Raw genomic sequence first — 17,705 nt, 5'->3', positions numbered from 1 at the left:
TTACTGTTCATTAAACAAGGAATCTTAAATGATTATTTTGCACACAAATCACGGTGACATTCACGTTGAACTGGATTACGAAAAAGCGCCAAAATCGGCAAAAAACTTTGAAGATTATGTGACTTCAGGCTTTTATAATGGTGTTATTTTTCACCGTGTTATCAATGGCTTCATGATTCAAGGCGGCGGTTTTGAGCCAGGCATGACACAAAAAGAGTCCCGCACGGCCATCGAGAACGAAGCTGACAACGGCCTAAAGAATGAAATTGGTACTTTAGCAATGGCTCGTACCATGGACCCTCACTCTGCTTCTGCACAGTTTTTCATCAACGTGGCAGACAATAGCTTCCTAAACCATCGCAGCAAGACACCTGACGGTTGGGGATACGCAGTATTTGGTAAGGTAACGGCCGGTATGGATGTCGTTAACAAAATCAAAGAAGTAAAAACGACAATGAAATCAGGTCACCAAGATGTGCCTGCTGAAGATGTCATCATCGAAAGTGCAGAATTGGTAAAAAGCGAAGGCTAATGATTCGTTATTTTATCTCAGATTTGCATTTGAGCGACAAACGTCCGGATCTTATCCGGGCGTTTGTTCAAATGACAAAAGACCTGATTGCTCGCCAAGAAGAAGCAGAACTGTATATTCTAGGTGATTTTTATGAAGCTTGGATCGGTGACGATTTCCAAGCCGATTGGAACACCCAAATAGAGAATGCGCTTCTTGAATTGACGCATTCGGGCATTAAACTGTATTTTCTGCATGGCAACAGAGATTTTCTCATTGGTCAAGAATGGTTATCTCGGGTTAATGCCTCTTTTATGCATGAACAAACACTGCTATCCATAAACGGAAACGCGGTCCTTCTCACCCACGGTGACGAATATTGTTTAGGAGATACAGAGTATCAAGCTTTTCGAACAACGGTTCGCTCCAAAACTTGGCAAGAACATGTTTTAGCCATGCCGTTAGAGCAACGTATCGCGCTTGCAGCACAGCTTCGCAATGATAGTAAATCCATGGCGACAGCAAAATCCATGGACATCATGGACGTTACGGAAAGCGCTGTAAAAACATCTTTGGAACACCACCATTGCAAAACGGTTATTCATGGACATACCCATCGTCCAGAAACCCATCAAGCAGACAACTACTTACGCTGTGTACTTGGTGACTGGGATAATGCTGTTTGGCTCGCTAGTATCGAAGGAAACATTTTTCGCCAATATCGCACTTCTGTGGAGAATTTTCTACAGCATGGACTGATTGGACTAAAAGAAATACACCGCGAAACCCTCACAAGATAGCCGTGAATGAGGTCATAACAGAAATCAAGCGCCTCAGTCAATAAGTTCGCCGAGGCGCTTTTAAATGAATATCGTAGCAAAAAATATCTTTTGAATATGCTCATCACCACATCCAGCTATACCCAAGACGCCGATTTAACGCTTTAACAGCTGCCGAACCCAGACCGTCTCTTCTAAATTACGAGATCGATTGAATTCTATGTTCCGGTTATGCAACATGGCCACTGCACGAAAAAAGGCATTATTGACAATGGCCGGGCTTAATTGAATGCCATAAGTTTGCCACCAATGCTGCTGCACTTTGCAAGTAAGCAGTTGATATAAAAAGTCCAGCTCTAAAGACCCCTTATACATCACATCCAAATCAACAACAGGATCTACTTTGGCAATCTCTAAGGCAAGCCAATAGGTAACATCTGGGAGGGTTTCGCTCTTATGTAGGCCCATCATATTTCTCCAGAGTATCGAGTAATACCATGAGGCTGTTGTCCACAGCGTGGACAACAAGGCCTCAAATATTAGTGTAGCAGCCTCTTAAAAACTCTCCATTTAAGTGAAGAAATAGATTGTGGAAATTTGTAACTTAATTAACGCTTGGAGGCCCGCTGTGCACACGAAATTCGACATCAGGCTCCGTAATTAACTGGCGCTCCAACTCTCTAAAAAAAGCAACACGATCATCAATTGCCTCGTTGGCATACTCCTGAGCAAGTTCAAGATAGTCTTCAAAATGACGCGCTTCCGATTTAAGCAAGGAGATATAAAACTTTGACAACTCTTCGTCTAAGTGAGGAGCCAATATAGCAAAGCGTTCGCAAGAACGTGCTTCAACAAAGGCACCGATAATTAACGTATCAACCAAGCGTGCAGGTTCATGAGTTCTAATATGCTTACGCATACCATCCGCATAACGTGATGCGGTTAGATGCTCATAAGCAATCCCTCTTTTGCGCATCAATTTGTGCACTTGCTCAAAATGCAACAGCTCTTCCCGAGCTAAACGGGACATTTTATGCAACAGGTTATCGCGATCCACATAGCGATACATTAGACTCATAGCCGTTGACGCGGCTTTTTTCTCACAATGAGCGTGATCATTTAACAGCAAGGTTTGATTCTCTATCGCCCAATTTACCCATGCTTCAGGAGATTTGCATGGAAGAAATTCAACAAGCTCTGGGTATGCAGATAACATTACTCTACCTTTTTGTGTTAAAAAACGTGATTATACCCTGTATTAAACACTTAGGCAGCAACGTCTTGATTTGGATATCAAATTCGTAATGAATGATTTTTATGACCCCCAAAAACTAAAGATTGGACAACATGTTGGTGTCGAACTCGACCCTTACGTTCTAAATTACCCAGTCGATAGCTCTAAAACCACTTGGGTCGCCGACCAAGGTGGGCGACCTTTTGTACTGCGTTTCTTCCAACCTAAAAAGGGTAAGGTTGAAGATTTTTTACAGAACGCAAGAAAATACGCCAGTGTAAAACACCCTGCGATCACCCCTAATTACCCTCCTTTTTATTCTAATTTATGGGTATTTTCATGCTCTGCTGTCTGTGGTGGAGAGAACTTATACAGCTTTTTAGGTAAATACCCGGATGGGGCACCACTCAATGTCGTCATCGGCTTGTTTGATAATATGGCGAAGGCTTTAGATCAGGTTCATAAAAATGGACTCTTTCACGGGCATCTAGATTTAAATTCCATCCATGTGGTCAATGGTTTGGGGGTAATGACAGGGTTTGGTTGTTACAATTGGATGAAGCGTATTGAAGAAACTGAAATGGATGTGCGCCTTTTTCCACCTGAATACTCAAAAAAAGAACAAAAACGCGCCCCTATCTCCGACAGTTTTGCCTTTATGAAACTGTTAATGGCAGCACTATTAGGAGAATCGATTCTTGATAAGGATTTTGCAACCAATCTACCTGATGCGCACCCCAATTTAAGTGATGCCACTTGGAGCCGCCTTCTTAAATGGAGCCGCGAAAGCGAGCGCCACAGACCAAAATCTCTGACCGAAGTCATTCAGATGCTGCGGGCAAACCTTTACAAACCCGAAGCTAACGCCAGCTCAAACACAAAACGCGCTATCAAGCGCTATATTCGCAATACGTCTTCGAAAACGATGATTATCGCTGGAGCATCACTGACTTCAGGAATCATTGCTGCAGTCGTTTTATGGCCAGAGCCTCGGCAAGAAGAAACGGTGAATGCGCCAACACCTGAACCAAAAGTAGAAGTGCGCACACCATTTGAAGCACTACCACAAACACTAGAAGAGCCACTCATCTCTGGCGGTACAGCTCCTAAGATAGAAAAAATCCCGCCGGCCACATTTATGATGGGGGATCAAAATAGAATAGGTGACGATAATGAAAAGCCGGTCCATGAAGTTGACATTCCCAATGGTTTTTTTATCAGTAAACATGAAGTGACCTTTGATCAATATGATCGATTTGCCAAAGCAACAGGACGTGACTTACCACCAGACAATGGATGGGGGCGCGGCCAACGTCCGGTCATTAACGTGAGTTGGTACGATGCTAAAGCCTATACTGCTTGGCTGTCTGAACAAACCAACGAAGAATATCGCCTCCCGACAGAAATAGAATGGGAATATTCTGCGCGTGCTGATTCCAGTACTGCTTTTTGGTATGGCAACAGCGTCAAACCAGGTTACAGTGTTTGTGACAGTTGCGGGAGTCAATGGGATGGCGTTTCTACAGCCCCCGTTGGCAGTCAGGCAAGTAATCCACTCGGCTTATTTGATATGCATGGCAACGTTGCTGAATGGGTAGAAGATTGTTATCACGACTCCTATGAAGGTGCGCCCAGTAAAAATCAAGTGTGGTTATCTGACCAGTGCGACAGTCGGGTTTTGCGCGGTGGATCTTGGTTTGACATTCCAAGAGTAGGTAGAAGTGCCACTCGATATCGAGCTGAGCCAACATTAAAAGCCAGTAATTGGGGTTTTAGAGTCGTACGTATTATTCAGCAACATGATGACATGCCTAAATCAGAATAATTCCGCTAAATGTCACCTATTCGAAATTGTTATGGCCTAGAGTAAGCCTTTAGTTCTTTTTTTATATAAAATAAGTGCAACAATAAATGGTAAAGATAGTGATTGGTTTGATTTGTTAAATCAAACCACGTTTTCTAACATTGCGACCGGTAAAGTCGAAAATGAAAGCCCAAGGGACTCAATATGCTAAACACATATTGTAGGCATTTCGAAAGACCTGTTTTAGATACATTATTGTATCTAACCCTTGATGCCAATAACGATCTGTATAGAAAAAGCTAAGCAAAGGAATGACACAGGAAAGTTAGACACACTATTAGACAAACAGTGTGAACCTACATTCCATTATTAGCACATAACGTTATCGTAAATTATTATTCAGAGGTGCAAATGAGCTTATATTTAGAGTACTTACAAGAAATAGAGAATCGTAAAGGCCAAGGGTTGCATCCTAAACCCATTGATGACGGCAACTTGGTTGCTGAAATCATTGCTCAAATCAAAGATGAAAAACACGAGCACCGTAAAGAATCTCTTTCTTTTTTCATTTATAACACCTTACCAGGCACCACAAGCGCTGCAGTTGTTAAAGCCCAGTTCTTAAAAGAAATCATTTTAGGCGAATCCAGCGTAAAAGAAATCACCCCAGAATTTGCTCTAGAGCTACTTTCTCATATGAAAGGCGGCCCTTCTGTTAAAGTCTTAATTGATCTTGCATTATCCGATGATTTGGCTATCGCAGCACCTGCTGCTGACGTGTTGAAAACACAAGTATTCCTATACGAAGCTGACATGGAACGCATTGCATCCGCTTACAAAGCGGGTAATACCATTGCCAAAGACATTCTAGAAAGCTACGCCAAAGCTGAGTTCTTCACCAAGCTTCCTGATATAAGTGAAAAAATCGAAGTAGTAACCTACATCGCAGCGGAAGGTGATATTTCTACAGATTTGCTTTCTCCAGGCAACCAAGCACACTCTCGCTCAGACCGTGAACTTCATGGCAAATGCATGATCTCCCCACAAGCTCAGCAAGAAATCAAAGCATTGCAAGTTAAACACCCAAATGCGAAAGTTATGCTTATCGCTGAAAAAGGCACAATGGGCGTTGGTTCGTCACGTATGTCTGGTGTGAACAACGTTGCACTTTGGGCGGGCCAACAAGCAAGTCCTTACATTCCATTTGTAAACTTTGCCCCTATCGTCGCTGGTACAAACGGCATTTCTCCTATCTTCATGACAACGGTAGGTGTGACAGGTGGTATTGGTCTAGATCTTAAAAACTGGGTGAAAAAACTGGATGCCAATGGCAAGCCTGTACTTGACGCTAATGGTGATGTCGTTCTTGAGCAAGCTTATTCTGTTGAAACAGGCACAGTATTAACGATTAATACCAAAGAAAAGAAACTGTACAACGGCGATAAAATGTTAGTGGATATTTCTTCCGCTTTTACACCTCAGCAAGTTGAGTTCATGAAAGCCGGCAGCTCCTACGCTGTGGTATTCGGCAAGAAACTTCAAACCTTTGCGGCAGAAACTTTGGGCATCACAGCACCAACCGTTTACGCTCCAGCAAAAGAGATCTCTAAAGACAATCAAGGCATGACAGCCGTTGAGAAAATCTTCAATAAAAACGCAGTAGGCGTAAAATCGAAGAAAGCTCTTCACGCCGGCTCAGATGTTCGCGTTAAAGTAAACATCGTCGGCTCACAGGACACAACAGGCTTAATGACGGCTCAAGAATTGGAGTCTATGGCGGCTACCGTTATTTCTCCAAGTGTTGATGGTGCCTACCAATCAGGCTGTCACACTGCATCTGTTTGGGATTCAAAAGCACAAGCCAACATTCCTAAACTGATGTCTTTCATGCACAAATTTGGATTAATCACTGGTCGTGATCCCAAAGGCGTCTACCCTCCAATGACAGACGTTATACACAAAGTGTTGAACGACATTACTGTTGATGATACAGCGATTATCATTGGTGGCGACTCTCATACTCGTATGTCTAAAGGCGTTGCATTTGGCGCTGACTCAGGAACCGTTGCGTTGGCTCTGGCAACAGGTGAAGCCACTATGCCAATCCCAGAATCCGTCAAGGTAACTTTTAAGGGCAAAATGAAGAGCTACATGGACTTCCGTGACATCGTCCATGCTACGCAAGCTCAAATGCTTAAACAGTTTGGCGGTGAAAACGTCTTCCAAGGCCGCGTCATTGAAGTTCACATTGGTACATTGATGGCTGACCAAGCCTTCACCTTTACTGACTGGACTGCCGAGATGAAAGCGAAAGCTTCTATCTGTATTTCTAAAGACGACACACTAATCCAATCTTTAGAACTGGCTAAAAAACGCATCCAGATCATGATAGACAAAGGCATGGAAAATGAAGCCAAAACACTTCATCACCTAATCGATCTTGCTAATAAGCGCATTGCAGGCATCAAGTCAGGCGAACAGCCTGCTCTTGTACCAGACAATAACGCTAAATACTATGCTGAAGTTATTGTTGATCTTGACGAGATCATCGAACCGATGATTGCCGATCCAGATGTCAATAACGATGATGTTTCTAAGCGCTATACACATGACGTCATTCGCCAAGTGTCTTTCTACAAAGATAAACCGGTTGATTTAGGCTTCGTTGGCTCTTGCATGGTTCACAAAGGTGACATGCAAATCATCGCTCAAATGTTACGCAACATCGAAAAACAAAATGGCAGCGTAACATTCAAAGCGCCATTGGTTGTTGCACCACCAACTTATAACATCGTTGATGAATTAAAAGCGGAAGGCGATTGGGAAATCCTTAAGAAATACGCTGGTTTCGAATTTGACGACAGCAATCCTAAAGGTCAAGCACGTACTAAGTACGAAAACATCCTTTACTTGGAGCGCCCTGGTTGTAACTTATGCATGGGTAACCAAGAGAAAGCCGAGCCTGGTGATACGGTTATTGCAACTTCGACTCGATTGTTCCAAGGTCGTGTTGTAGCAGACTCGAACGAGAAGAAAGGTGAGTCACTGTTAGGTTCAACTCCAGTTGTTGTGCTTTCTACAATATTGGGACGTTTCCCAACATTGGAAGAGTACAAAGCAGCGGTTGATGGCATACACCTAACAGACTTCGCACCACCATTAGATGCAATGACAATGGCTCCAGTTGAGTTTATCCCTGCTACTAATATTTAATTATTACCAATTAAATAATGTGTAACATAAAAAAGCGATGCCTTACCGGGCGTCGCTTTTTTTGCACTGAATTTCATTTCGCCTATCCTTTCTTATTTTCCAGCTTATGGTAGGAAAACATAACTGTAAAAAGAGTGATGAATTTTTTCACACTATTTTTTAAGCAGGCACAAAAAGCCCCGCTATAAGCGAGGCTTTATCCTATAAGGTTAGGTTAACTAAATCACTTCACGCTCAACAAGCTCATCAAATTCAGCCTGTAACTGGCGCTCGATAGGACTTTCAACATCCTTAGCGTTAATGTGGTGTTGTCGACCAGCATTCTTAGGCTTCGCCTTATGCTTAATCAACTGTTTCTCTAACTTACTGACCAACATATCAAGGGCAGGTTTAAGCTGTTTTTCCGTTTGAACCATTGCAAAAAGATCATGACCAGGAATATGCACACTGGCTTCTACTATTAATTCATGAGTCCCATGCTTCTCTGTATTTAAGGTCACATTAATCGTCGTAATATGATTATTAATACGTGACAAGTGATCCATTTTTTCTTTTACTACTTCTTGAACTTCTTCACCAGATTGGACAGTGGTGACCGCTGATATTCAATGTATACATGGAGAATTTCCTTCTGTTGTAATCAGGTTTTTTATTAACTTACTTTCTGCTCTCCTCTGTGCCCTTTCTATAATCTATGGATGAATTCACTTAATTTCAATACCGATAATGTAAATACTTGCTCAAGATCATGAACAAAGCCAAGCATTTACAAAAACCACTACCCTCCTACTCAAAACACTTTACACATCAATATCATAACTCTAAAAATCTAGCAAATTTTTCAATACACTATATTTTAAAGACACTTATCATACACACCATTAACCATCCATTTCATTAACCATAGACGATAAATCTACATATCGATATCACCAAATGTGAAAAATTTCTGCGCCTCACTCTAAGAAGCGGTTGCCACAAAGCGATACAGAACAGCGAGCACAAAGCAGACAAGCGCCGGTATGGATAAAGCCCAAAAACTAAGTGCCAAGAACAACCATGACCCTAAAGCTCGCCACAGATAAAGCCTAGTACAATAATAATAAATAAACATGCTTTACGTCGATCTAGAACTACCTTGTAAAGCCTCTCCTAACATAATACCTAAATCAGTAAAAATACCAGTGAGATGGGTGGTTCGTACGATGGCGCCGCTGTAAGTAGTCGCTAGCGCATTTGTAGGCCACAGGCCGCCGAGGCTAGATAATGCCCCGATGTATGATTATTTAACAATAAATACATCGCGATCAATAAAAATAGAGCCTCCAACACTAGCAAGACATCATAGAATCGCCCGAGCTTTAATGATCTACCTGTCAACATATAACCTGAAATCGCCGACCCTATAACAAAGCTGAGTAGAATCCCGATTAAATGCAACAAAGCATCTGACGATTGACTGAACAAAACACTCCCAATGAGTGTCGCCGTGCCTGATAAATGAGACACCGCTTGATGATGAAAGCCCAGTAGTGCAACCGCGTTAACACTACCTGCAACAAGCGCAAGCAAAAACGCGCCATACTCAACCCATTTAGGCAATCGAGACAACACTGCGCCTCCTAAAATGTTGTACTAAAAATCTATTTATACCGCTCTTCTTTTAAGCGATGCATTTCATTCTTCATAACAACACGCCATGAGCTACCTAGCAAGCAAAAAAAAGCGCCAGTCACAAACGACTGACGCTTTTTATTAGCAAGCCTACTCAATAAAGCTAGTCATTGAGCAAAATTCGTAGCATACGACGTAAAGAACCAGCCGCCCCCATAACAACTCCGATCACCAACAGAGAAAGCGCTGATATACTCAGGCCCCATATTCAATTTACGAATACGGCCAACCGGAATATTCAATGTTCCCGTGGCGGCTGTTGGCGTTAAACGCTCCATCGTTGCTTGCTTATCGTTAGGCACCACACTGACCCAATCGTTATGTTGTGCCAAGATACCTTCGATATCCGCAACAGGGATGTCTTTGTTCAACTTGATAGTGAAGGCTTGGCTGTGACAACGCATCGCACCGATACGAACGCACAAGCCATCTACAGGAATAATTGCGCCAGTATTGCCTAGGATCTTATTCGCTTCAGCCTGTGCTTTCCACTCTTCACGGCTTTGACCATTATCGAGCTGAGAATCGATATATGGAATCAACGAACCCGCTAACGGCACGCCAAACTGATCAACAGGCATAGTATTCGAGCGCATTTGCTCAGCAACTTTACGGTCGATCTCTAAAATAGCGCTGGCAGGATCGGCAAGCTCTGCTGCAACAGAATTCTGCAGCATGCCCATTTGATTGATCAACTCACGCATGTGGCGTGCACCACCACCAGAGGCAGCCTGATAAGTCATCGACGTCATCCACTCGATATGGCCTTTTTCAAATAGACCACCCAGCGCCAACAGCATCAAACTCACGGTGCAATTACCACCTACAAAGGTTTTTACGCCGTTAGACAAACCTTGCTTGATTACATTTAAGTTAACAGGATCAAGCACGATAATAGCGTCTTTTTCCATACGCAAAGAAGACGCGGCATCAATCCAGTACCCCTTCCAACCCGCATTACGCAACTGAGGGTAAATAGCCTTGGTATAATCCCCGCCTTGACAGGTAATAATAATGTCCATTTTTTTCAACGATTCAATATCATTCGCATCTTGAAGCAATGGAATATCTTTACCAATTTCTGGACCTTTTTGCCCCGTTTGTGACGTAGTGAAAAAAACCGGATCAATATGATCAAAGTCTTTTTCTTCCATCATACGTTGCATCAACACGGAACCAACCATTCCGCGCCATCCGACTAAACCTACAGTGTGTTTTGACATGGTTAACGTTACCTTTTTTTGTGGGGCCGCTCATACCAAGAGCAGTATCCCTAATGAATGCCCAATATCACAGTGATATTAAGCTTTTAATGCAGCTAGAACCGCATCGCCCATGGCTTGCGTACTAACTGTTTCGCATCCTTTTGATGCTATATCTGCTGTTCTTAGACCCAAGTCTAGAACTTTACTCACCGCCGCTTCAATGGCATCCGCCGCGTCTTTTGCATCTAAAGAATAACGCAACATCATAGCAACAGACAAAATCGTCGCCAATGGGTTCGCAATTCCTTTACCGGCAATATCAGGCGCAGATCCGTGACATGGCTCATACATACCACGACCTTCAGCATTGAGTGATGCAGAAGGTAACATACCAATAGAACCTGTCAACATTGCAGCAGCATCAGAAAGGATATCACCAAACATATTGCCAGTAACCATTACATCAAACTGTTTTGGGGCACGAACAAGCTGCATCGCAGCATTATCAACTAGCATATGGCTCAATTGGACATCAGGATACTCTTTGGCCACTTCTTCCATGACTTCTTTCCAGAGCACGGTCACTTCTAGCACGTTGGATTTATCAATAGAGCACACACGTTTACCTCGTTGACGAGCGGCTTCAAAAGCAGATCGGCCAATGCGGCGAATTTCAGACTCGTTATAAACGTAGGTATTGAAGCCTTCGCGTTCACCATTTTCTAATGTACGAATACCACGTGGCTGACCGAAGTAGATGCCACCCGTTAATTCACGAACAATAAGAATATCCAAGCCAGCAACGATTTCTGGTTTCAAGCTAGAGGCATCCGCCAACTGTGGGTACAAAATAGCAGGACGAAGATTCGAAAACAGATCAAGATTGGAACGCAGTCCAAGTAAGCCTTTTTCAGGGCGAACCGACATATCCAATTTATCCCATTTAGGACCACCCACTGCGCCAAGCAAAATGGCATCGGCTACTTTCGCTTTTGCTAACGTGGTTTCGGGTAAAGGAGATCCAGTCTCATCATAAGCAGCACCACCAACCAAGGCACTTTCATGTTGAATATTCAGGGAGAACTGTTCATTTACCGCATCCAGTACACGAACCGCTTGCGTAACGATCTCAGGGCCAATACCGTCACCTGGTAAAACCAATACTTTTTTAGTCATTTCTTATCCTTAAAATCGATATCTTTTATTTATTGACCGCGTGGCAAAAAAAGCCATGGCGCATCTTTCATTCGTTTTTCTTCATAACGCTGAATAGCGGCATCTTGCTGTAGCGTCAAGCCGATATCGTCCAAGCCATTCAACAAACAATGTTTGCGGAAATTATCAACCGTAAACTCGAATGTTGCACCAGAAGGTGATGTCACGGTTTGGCTTTCAAGATCAATCGTGATTTGAGCGCCTTCACGAAGCGCCACCTCAGCAAACAATTGATCCACTTCCTCTGCTTGCAGCACGATAGGTAACAAGCCATTTTTAAAACAGTTATTGTAAAAAATATCTGCAAAGCTTGGCGCAATAATGGAACGAAAACCATAATCGTCTAAGGCCCATGGAGCATGTTCACGGCTAGAGCCGCAACCAAAGTTTTGGCGAGCCAGTAACACGCTAGCGCCTTTGTAACGGTCTTGGTTTAATACAAAATCTTTGCGCAATGGACGACCATCACACTCTTGATCTGGCTGTCCTTCGTCTTCGTAACGAAGCTCATCAAATAAATTTTTACCAAAACCAGTACGCTTGATGGATTTCAAGAACTGTTTTGGAATAATCATGTCCGTATCAACGTTTGCCAAATCCAAAGGAGCGGCTAAACCTGTGTGTTTAGTAAAGGGACGCATGCTCTTCTCTCCTAACTTTTAACAAACTCATTAACATCAACAAAGTGGCCAGCAATCGCAGCCGCAGCCGCCATAGCAGGAGCTTCACCAAATGCGTACGACCACCAAAGCCTTGACGCCCTTCAAAGTTACGATTCGAAGTAGACGCACAATGTTCACCAGCGCCTAGCTTGTCGGCGTTCATTGCCAAGCACATAGAGCAACCTGGCTCACGCCATTCTAACCCAGCGGCTTCGAAGATTTCATGTAAACCTTCTTTCTCTGCTTGTGCTTTCACCAAGCCAGAGCCAGGAACCACAATCGCTTGCTTCAAGCTAGACGCCACTTTACGACCTTTCACCACTTGCGCAGCAATGCGCAAATCTTCAATACGTGAGTTAGTACAAGAGCCGATAAAAACACGGTCTAGAATGACGTCAGATAACATGGTCTTACCTTCAAGCCCCATGTATTTCCAAGCACGTGCATAACCTTCTTTTTTCACTGGATCTTTTTGATCTTCGGCGCGAGGAATAGGCTCATCAATAGCGATCACCATTTCTGGCGAGGTTCCCCATGTAACCTGCGGCTTAATATCCTCAGCCTTTAACACAACCACTTCGTCAAATTTTGCATCTTTATCAGACACAAGATCTTTCCAAGCTTCGACAGCCATGTCCCAATGCTCACCTTTTGGCGCATAAGGACGACCTTTTACGTACTCAATGGTCGTATCGTCTACAGCGATCAGACCAACGCGAGCGCCCGCTTCGATGGCCATGTTACATACCGTCATGCGGCCTTCCATGGATAAAGACTGAATACCTGTGCCACCAAATTCAATGGCATAACCAGTACCACCCGCAGTCCCAATCGCGCCAATAATCGCCAAAACAACGTCTTTCGCAGAAACCCAAGGTGACAATTCACCGTCAACACGAACGAGCATATTGCGGCTTTTCTTTTGTACTAAACACTGGGTCGCTAACACGTGTTCAACTTCAGACGTACCGATACCATGCGCCAAAGCACCAAATGCACCATGGGTAGAAGTATGAGAATCACCACACACCACCGTCATACCAGGAAGCGTCGCACCTTGTTCTGGCCCAACAACGTGTACGATGCCTTGACGGATGTCTTTCATGTTGAATTCAGTAATACCAAATTCATTGCAGTTATCATCCAAGGTAGTGACTTGAATTTTCGAAACAGGATCTTCAATACCATCCACACCAGAAATACGCTCTTTCTTAGTGGTAGGTACGTTATGGTCCGGCGTTGCTAAGCTTGACGACACACGCCAAGGCTTACGACCAGCCAACCGAAGACCTTCAAATGCTTGTGGTGATGTCACTTCATGAAGCAACTGCAAATCGATATAAATCAATGCACTGCCGTCATCTCGTTGCTGAACAAGATGGCTATCCCACAACTTGTCATAAAGGGTTTTACCAGACATACGCTCTCTCCTCAGAAATCTATTGCGCTATCCTAAAACTTTGGCTTAAATTACTCAAATTCATATTTTTCATGTTTTGGATAATTTTTTGGAATGATAGACATCGCGGAACTACTTACGTTTATAAAAGTTGCCGAGACCAGCTCTTTTTCAGAAGCAGGAGATCAACTTTTTGTTACCCAACCCGCCATTAGCAAACGAGTAGCCTCACTTGAAAACAGCCTTGGTGTAAAACTTTTTGATCGTATCGGGCGGCAAGTACAATTAACTGAAGCGGGCATTCGCTTGCTGCCCAAAGCTAGAAAAATGGCTGAAGACCTGCAAGAAATCAAACGCAGCATGACATTACAGATGCAAGACGTCAGTGGTGAATTGCGCATATCTACCGGACATCATATTGGCTTGCACCGTTTACCTAAATCTCTCAAACGATTTCAAGAAGATTACCCCAGTGCGCAATTAGAAATTGAATTTGTGCAATCTGAAGAAGCCTACCAAGATGTTTTGAAAGGTCGAGCAGAGCTAGGGATTATTACCTTGTCAAACAAAGAAAACCCATTAATTGAATCCTTGCCTATATGGTCTGATCCACTGACCTGTGTCGTCAGTAAAGACCACCCTCTCGCTTTTTATAAGAACCTAACTCTTATTGAATTAGCACAACATGCTTGCGTTTTGCCCAATAAAAACACGTTTACTAGACAAATTGCCGAACAAGCCTTTGGAAAGCAGGGGCTAAAACCGAAAGTAAGAATGAATACAAACAACCTAGAAACATTGGCGATGCTAGTAAACATCGGCTGGGGTTGGTCACTCCTTCCCTCAACACTCGTCGATGAAAAGTTGGTTGTCTTAAACTTGCCTGATTTAAACGTGGAAAGAAAACTCGGTGTCATACATCACAAACAAAGAACATTGAGTCGTGCCGCCATCGCCTTTATTGAACTATTAAAAAGCGACGGCACAAACTTAGAAATGCACTAACGACGCTGGCTGAACAAGAGAATGCCTAACGCCAACGCACTCACACAAGACGCCAAAGTAAACACCCATGCGCCACCAATCCATTCCCATAAATAGCCGGCAACAACCATTCCTAAACCGCCCCCAAGCCGATGGCAAAGGCGCTATACATAGCCTGACCTTGACCTGCGAAGCGCTCTGGAAATAGACGCCGAATCTGTTCGATAGAAACCATATGAAAGAGAGCAAAGGTTATACTATGCAGCAGTTGGGTAAAAATCAGCACCCATACCACGGAAGCAAACCATCCCACTAAAAACCAACGCACCATGCCGCAAATAAAGCACAAGGTAATAATGTGAACCACGTCAAAACGCTTGATCGTATTGCCAAAAAACAAGAATAATACGATCTCAATAACGACCCCCAACGCCATTAGTAAACCGATGTATTGGCCGCTGTAACCCGAGTTCGACAAATGCACCGCAAAAAAGACATTAAAAGGTGCATGAGACATAAATGCCAAAAACGCTAACCCAAAAAACAACATAGACTCTGGCGTTCTCACCAAAGCCAAAAAAGACGTAGTGGCTTTTTGAGTCTGGACCTCATAGGCCTGCTCTTTAAGGAAAAATGACGTCACTACAGCCAGTGCTAAAAATACGCACATAGTAGGAATAACGATTACGACACCAAACTGACCAATTAAAAAGCCCGCTCCCGTTACAGCAAACACATAGCCAATTGAACCACCAACCCGCAGACGAGTATAAGGCACATCTAAGTGTCGAATACTCCTCACTGCCAAAGAATCCGTCATCGGAATCAAAGCGGAATAAAACAAAGCCATCGTACAGGTTAATAGCCACAAGGTTTCAAATTGATCATTCCAATTAAATGGGATAACAGCAATAAAACAGCCTAAAATTCCAATTTGTAATATGCGCTTAGGAAGCCCTACTTTTGCAGTCAGCCACCCCCAAAAATGCGGTATCAAGATGCCAGACAAGGTAAAGGTCGACATCAACCTACCAATCTCTGACGCGGTTAAACCGATCGATTTATAATACAGGGAGATATAGGGCATCATTACGCCCACTAATGCACAAAAGAAAAAATAAAAAAAGAATAAAGGCCAAGCCACAGGGCGAGCATTATCAGAGAACATCACAGCTCCAAAAAATAACAAAATTGCCACTAAATAAAGCAACAAAAATCATGCATTAATTATAATCATTGAGTATGCTGCAATTATGTCAAAAAAGCACGACAGAGAATGGGACCAATCCTCTATAAATCTAAGAAATTCTGTTAGCAATGACACCAAAACATCCCTATTACAGTGAGAAGGAATCATGATGATGAATCAAGAATGGTGGCGCGGCGCGGTAATTTATCAGGTTTATCCTAGAAGCTTTTTCGATTCAAACAACGATGGTATCGGTGACCTTCCAGGCGTCACCCAAAAAATGAGTTATATTGCCTCACTGGGGGTCGACGCGATTTGGCTATCGCCTTTCTTCACTTCTCCGATGAAAGACTTTGGTTACGACGTCAGTGATTATTGTAACGTTGATCCTATCTTTGGCACGCTAGAAGACTTCGACCAGCTGATTGAGTCTGCTCATCATCATGGCCTTAAAGTGATGATAGACCAAGTGCTTAACCACAGCTCCGATCAACACCCATGGTTTGTCGAGTCACGCAGCAGTCATGATAACGCGAAAGCCGATTGGTATATTTGGGCAGATGCCAACCCTGATGGCACGGTACCTAACAACTGGCTGTCTGTTTTTGGTGGTCCAGCTTGGCATTGGGACAGCCGCCGTCGCCAATATTATCTTCATAACTTTTTAGACAGCCAACCTGATTTAAACTTCCACAACCCTGATGTCGTCGATGCCCTACTTGATACTGTCGAGTTTTGGCTAAAACGCGGTGTTGATGGTTTCCGTCTTGATACAGCCAACTATTACTATCATGATATAGAGCTAAGAAATAACCCACCTAAAAAAGACGTCGTAGAAGGAAGTATTGGTGTCAGACTAGACAATCCTTACGCCTATCAACTACACCTTTATGATAAATCCAGACCTGAAAACATTGGCTTCCTGCAGCGCTTGCGCAGTCTATTAGATAAATACCCAAATACCACCACAGTTGGCGAAGTCGGTTGCGATTTTGCTTTAGAAACCATGGCAGCGTATACCCAGGGTAAAGATAAGCTACACATGTGTTACTCGTTCGACCTCCTCACTCATGATGCTTCAATGACACACATTCGCAATACCATGGAGACGATAGAGGCCGGATTAGGAGATGGTTGGCCCTGTTGGTCCATCGGCAATCATGACGTAGAACGGGTAGCAACTCGCTGGGGAAAAAACCACGATGCCATTGCCAAAAGCAAAATCTACATGGCCATGCTATTAACCCTAAGAGGAAGCGTTTGCTTATATCAAGGTGAAGAACTTGGTCTACCAGAAGCTGAACTGACGTTAGATCAACTAGTAGACCCTTTTGGTATTGCTTTTTGGCCAGAATTCAAAGGACGTGACGGTTGTCGAACCCCTATTCCATGGAAAAACGAAACGCTGGGAGGCTTTACCCAGTCTACGGTGCCTTGGTTACCCATTGCTGACACCCAACGTCCACTGGCCGTTAACGAACAAGAAGGCAATCGCCACTCCGTTCTGCATGCCTACCGTGACTTTCTTCATGTAAGACGCAACCACGCAGAATTACGCCATGGTGACATTGAATTTATGTACAACGATGACACCACACTGACATTTCTGCGTGCTTATAAGAGTAAGCAGCTTTACGTCGCTATTAATACCGCCAATCAAGACATTATTTTACCTGTCGAACTTAAACTGTCTGCTTTGATATTGCCTGAAGCAATACACAGTGGGTACATCGACGGCAATACCGTTGTTCTTCCTCCATACAGCATTCTGCTGGCGAAAGTAATCCTCTAAAAAAAGCCCTTTCTTAGCAATAAGAAAGGGCTATCAGTAATATA

Annotated in this window: 12 protein-coding genes and 3 pseudogenes; 6 read left to right on the top strand and 9 right to left on the bottom strand. The window is 43.4% G+C overall.

Annotated elements, in window-relative coordinates; all coding sequences use genetic code 11:
* The first annotated feature begins 28 nt into the window (after positions 1-28).
* Both ONZ52_RS23665 and ONZ52_RS23660 read left to right on the top strand, forming a co-directional pair.
* Entirely contained in the window at positions 29-532 is a 504-nt protein-coding gene (locus tag ONZ52_RS23665) for a peptidylprolyl isomerase (RefSeq protein ID WP_111607821.1), read from the top strand.
* Entirely contained in the window at positions 532-1,311 is a 780-nt protein-coding gene (locus ONZ52_RS23660; RefSeq protein ID WP_265221019.1) for a UDP-2,3-diacylglucosamine diphosphatase, read from the top strand. Before ONZ52_RS23665 ends, ONZ52_RS23660 begins: the two co-directional genes overlap by 1 nt.
* 135 nt (positions 1,312-1,446) lie before the next feature.
* Here the strand turns inward: ONZ52_RS23660 and ONZ52_RS23655 are convergent, their stop codons facing one another.
* Both ONZ52_RS23655 and ONZ52_RS23650 read right to left on the bottom strand, forming a co-directional pair.
* A complete protein-coding gene (locus tag ONZ52_RS23655) occupies positions 1,447-1,761 on the bottom strand; it encodes a hypothetical protein (protein WP_265221018.1) in 315 nt (104 codons plus the stop codon).
* A 133-nt stretch (positions 1,762-1,894) separates the two neighbouring features.
* Positions 1,895-2,506 carry a MiaE family protein gene (locus tag ONZ52_RS23650; protein ID WP_265221017.1) on the bottom strand — a complete coding sequence of 204 codons (612 nt, stop codon included), beginning with the start codon at positions 2,504-2,506 and terminating at the stop codon, positions 1,895-1,897.
* A gap of 88 nt (positions 2,507-2,594) precedes the next feature.
* On the opposite strand from ONZ52_RS23650, the gene ONZ52_RS23645 reads away from it, so the two are divergent.
* Both ONZ52_RS23645 and ONZ52_RS23640 read left to right on the top strand, forming a co-directional pair.
* The gene (locus tag ONZ52_RS23645; protein WP_265221016.1) at positions 2,595-4,349 is read left to right on the top strand and encodes a formylglycine-generating enzyme family protein; all 1,755 of its coding nucleotides are present in this window, start codon (positions 2,595-2,597) and stop codon (positions 4,347-4,349) included.
* Positions 4,350-4,739: 390 nt separating this feature from the next.
* Positions 4,740-7,541, top strand: coding sequence for a bifunctional aconitate hydratase 2/2-methylisocitrate dehydratase (locus ONZ52_RS23640; RefSeq protein WP_265221015.1), 2,802 nt, complete (start codon positions 4,740-4,742; stop codon positions 7,539-7,541).
* A 218-nt stretch (positions 7,542-7,759) separates the two neighbouring features.
* On the opposite strand, the gene ONZ52_RS23635 is transcribed toward ONZ52_RS23640, so the two are convergent.
* From ONZ52_RS23635 to leuC, 6 genes and pseudogenes are all read right to left on the bottom strand, one after another.
* Entirely contained in the window at positions 7,760-8,086 is a 327-nt protein-coding gene (locus ONZ52_RS23635; RefSeq protein WP_265221014.1) for an HPF/RaiA family ribosome-associated protein, read from the bottom strand.
* A 572-nt stretch (positions 8,087-8,658) separates the two neighbouring features.
* Positions 8,659-9,155: pseudogene (locus ONZ52_RS23630) on the bottom strand (YoaK family protein).
* Positions 9,156-9,318: 163 nt separating this feature from the next.
* Positions 9,319-10,438, bottom strand: a pseudogene (gene asd / locus ONZ52_RS23625) (aspartate-semialdehyde dehydrogenase).
* Positions 10,439-10,516: 78 nt separating this feature from the next.
* Positions 10,517-11,596: a 3-isopropylmalate dehydrogenase gene (gene leuB / locus ONZ52_RS23620; RefSeq protein WP_265221012.1), complete on the bottom strand. Its 1,080-nt coding sequence runs from the start codon at positions 11,594-11,596 to the stop codon at positions 10,517-10,519.
* A 29-nt stretch (positions 11,597-11,625) separates the two neighbouring features.
* Positions 11,626-12,276 (bottom strand): 3-isopropylmalate dehydratase small subunit, encoded by a 651-nt coding sequence (gene leuD / locus ONZ52_RS23615; RefSeq protein WP_265221011.1) that lies wholly within the window; start codon positions 12,274-12,276, stop codon positions 11,626-11,628.
* A gap of 11 nt (positions 12,277-12,287) precedes the next feature.
* Positions 12,288-13,717, bottom strand: a pseudogene (gene leuC / locus ONZ52_RS23610) (3-isopropylmalate dehydratase large subunit).
* Between the two features lie 93 nt (positions 13,718-13,810).
* Between leuC and ONZ52_RS23605 the strand changes: the two are divergent.
* Positions 13,811-14,701: a LysR family transcriptional regulator gene (locus ONZ52_RS23605; protein WP_265221010.1), complete on the top strand. Its 891-nt coding sequence runs from the start codon at positions 13,811-13,813 to the stop codon at positions 14,699-14,701.
* Positions 14,702-14,813: 112 nt separating this feature from the next.
* Here ONZ52_RS23605 and ONZ52_RS23600 read toward each other — a convergent pair whose 3' ends face one another.
* A complete protein-coding gene (locus ONZ52_RS23600) occupies positions 14,814-15,848 on the bottom strand; it encodes an MFS transporter (protein WP_265221009.1) in 1,035 nt (344 codons plus the stop codon).
* 187 nt (positions 15,849-16,035) lie between these two features.
* On the opposite strand from ONZ52_RS23600, the gene ONZ52_RS23595 reads away from it, so the two are divergent.
* The gene (locus tag ONZ52_RS23595) at positions 16,036-17,661 is read left to right on the top strand and encodes an alpha-amylase family glycosyl hydrolase (RefSeq protein WP_265221008.1); all 1,626 of its coding nucleotides are present in this window, start codon (positions 16,036-16,038) and stop codon (positions 17,659-17,661) included.
* Positions 17,662-17,705 lie beyond the last annotated feature (44 nt).

This window comes from Marinomonas rhodophyticola (genome assembly GCF_026113935.1).
GTDB lineage: Bacteria > Pseudomonadota > Gammaproteobacteria > Pseudomonadales > Marinomonadaceae > Marinomonas > Marinomonas rhodophyticola.
The sequence above is the reverse complement of the archived record's forward strand: the minus strand, read 5'-3'. Positions and strand labels throughout refer to the sequence as shown.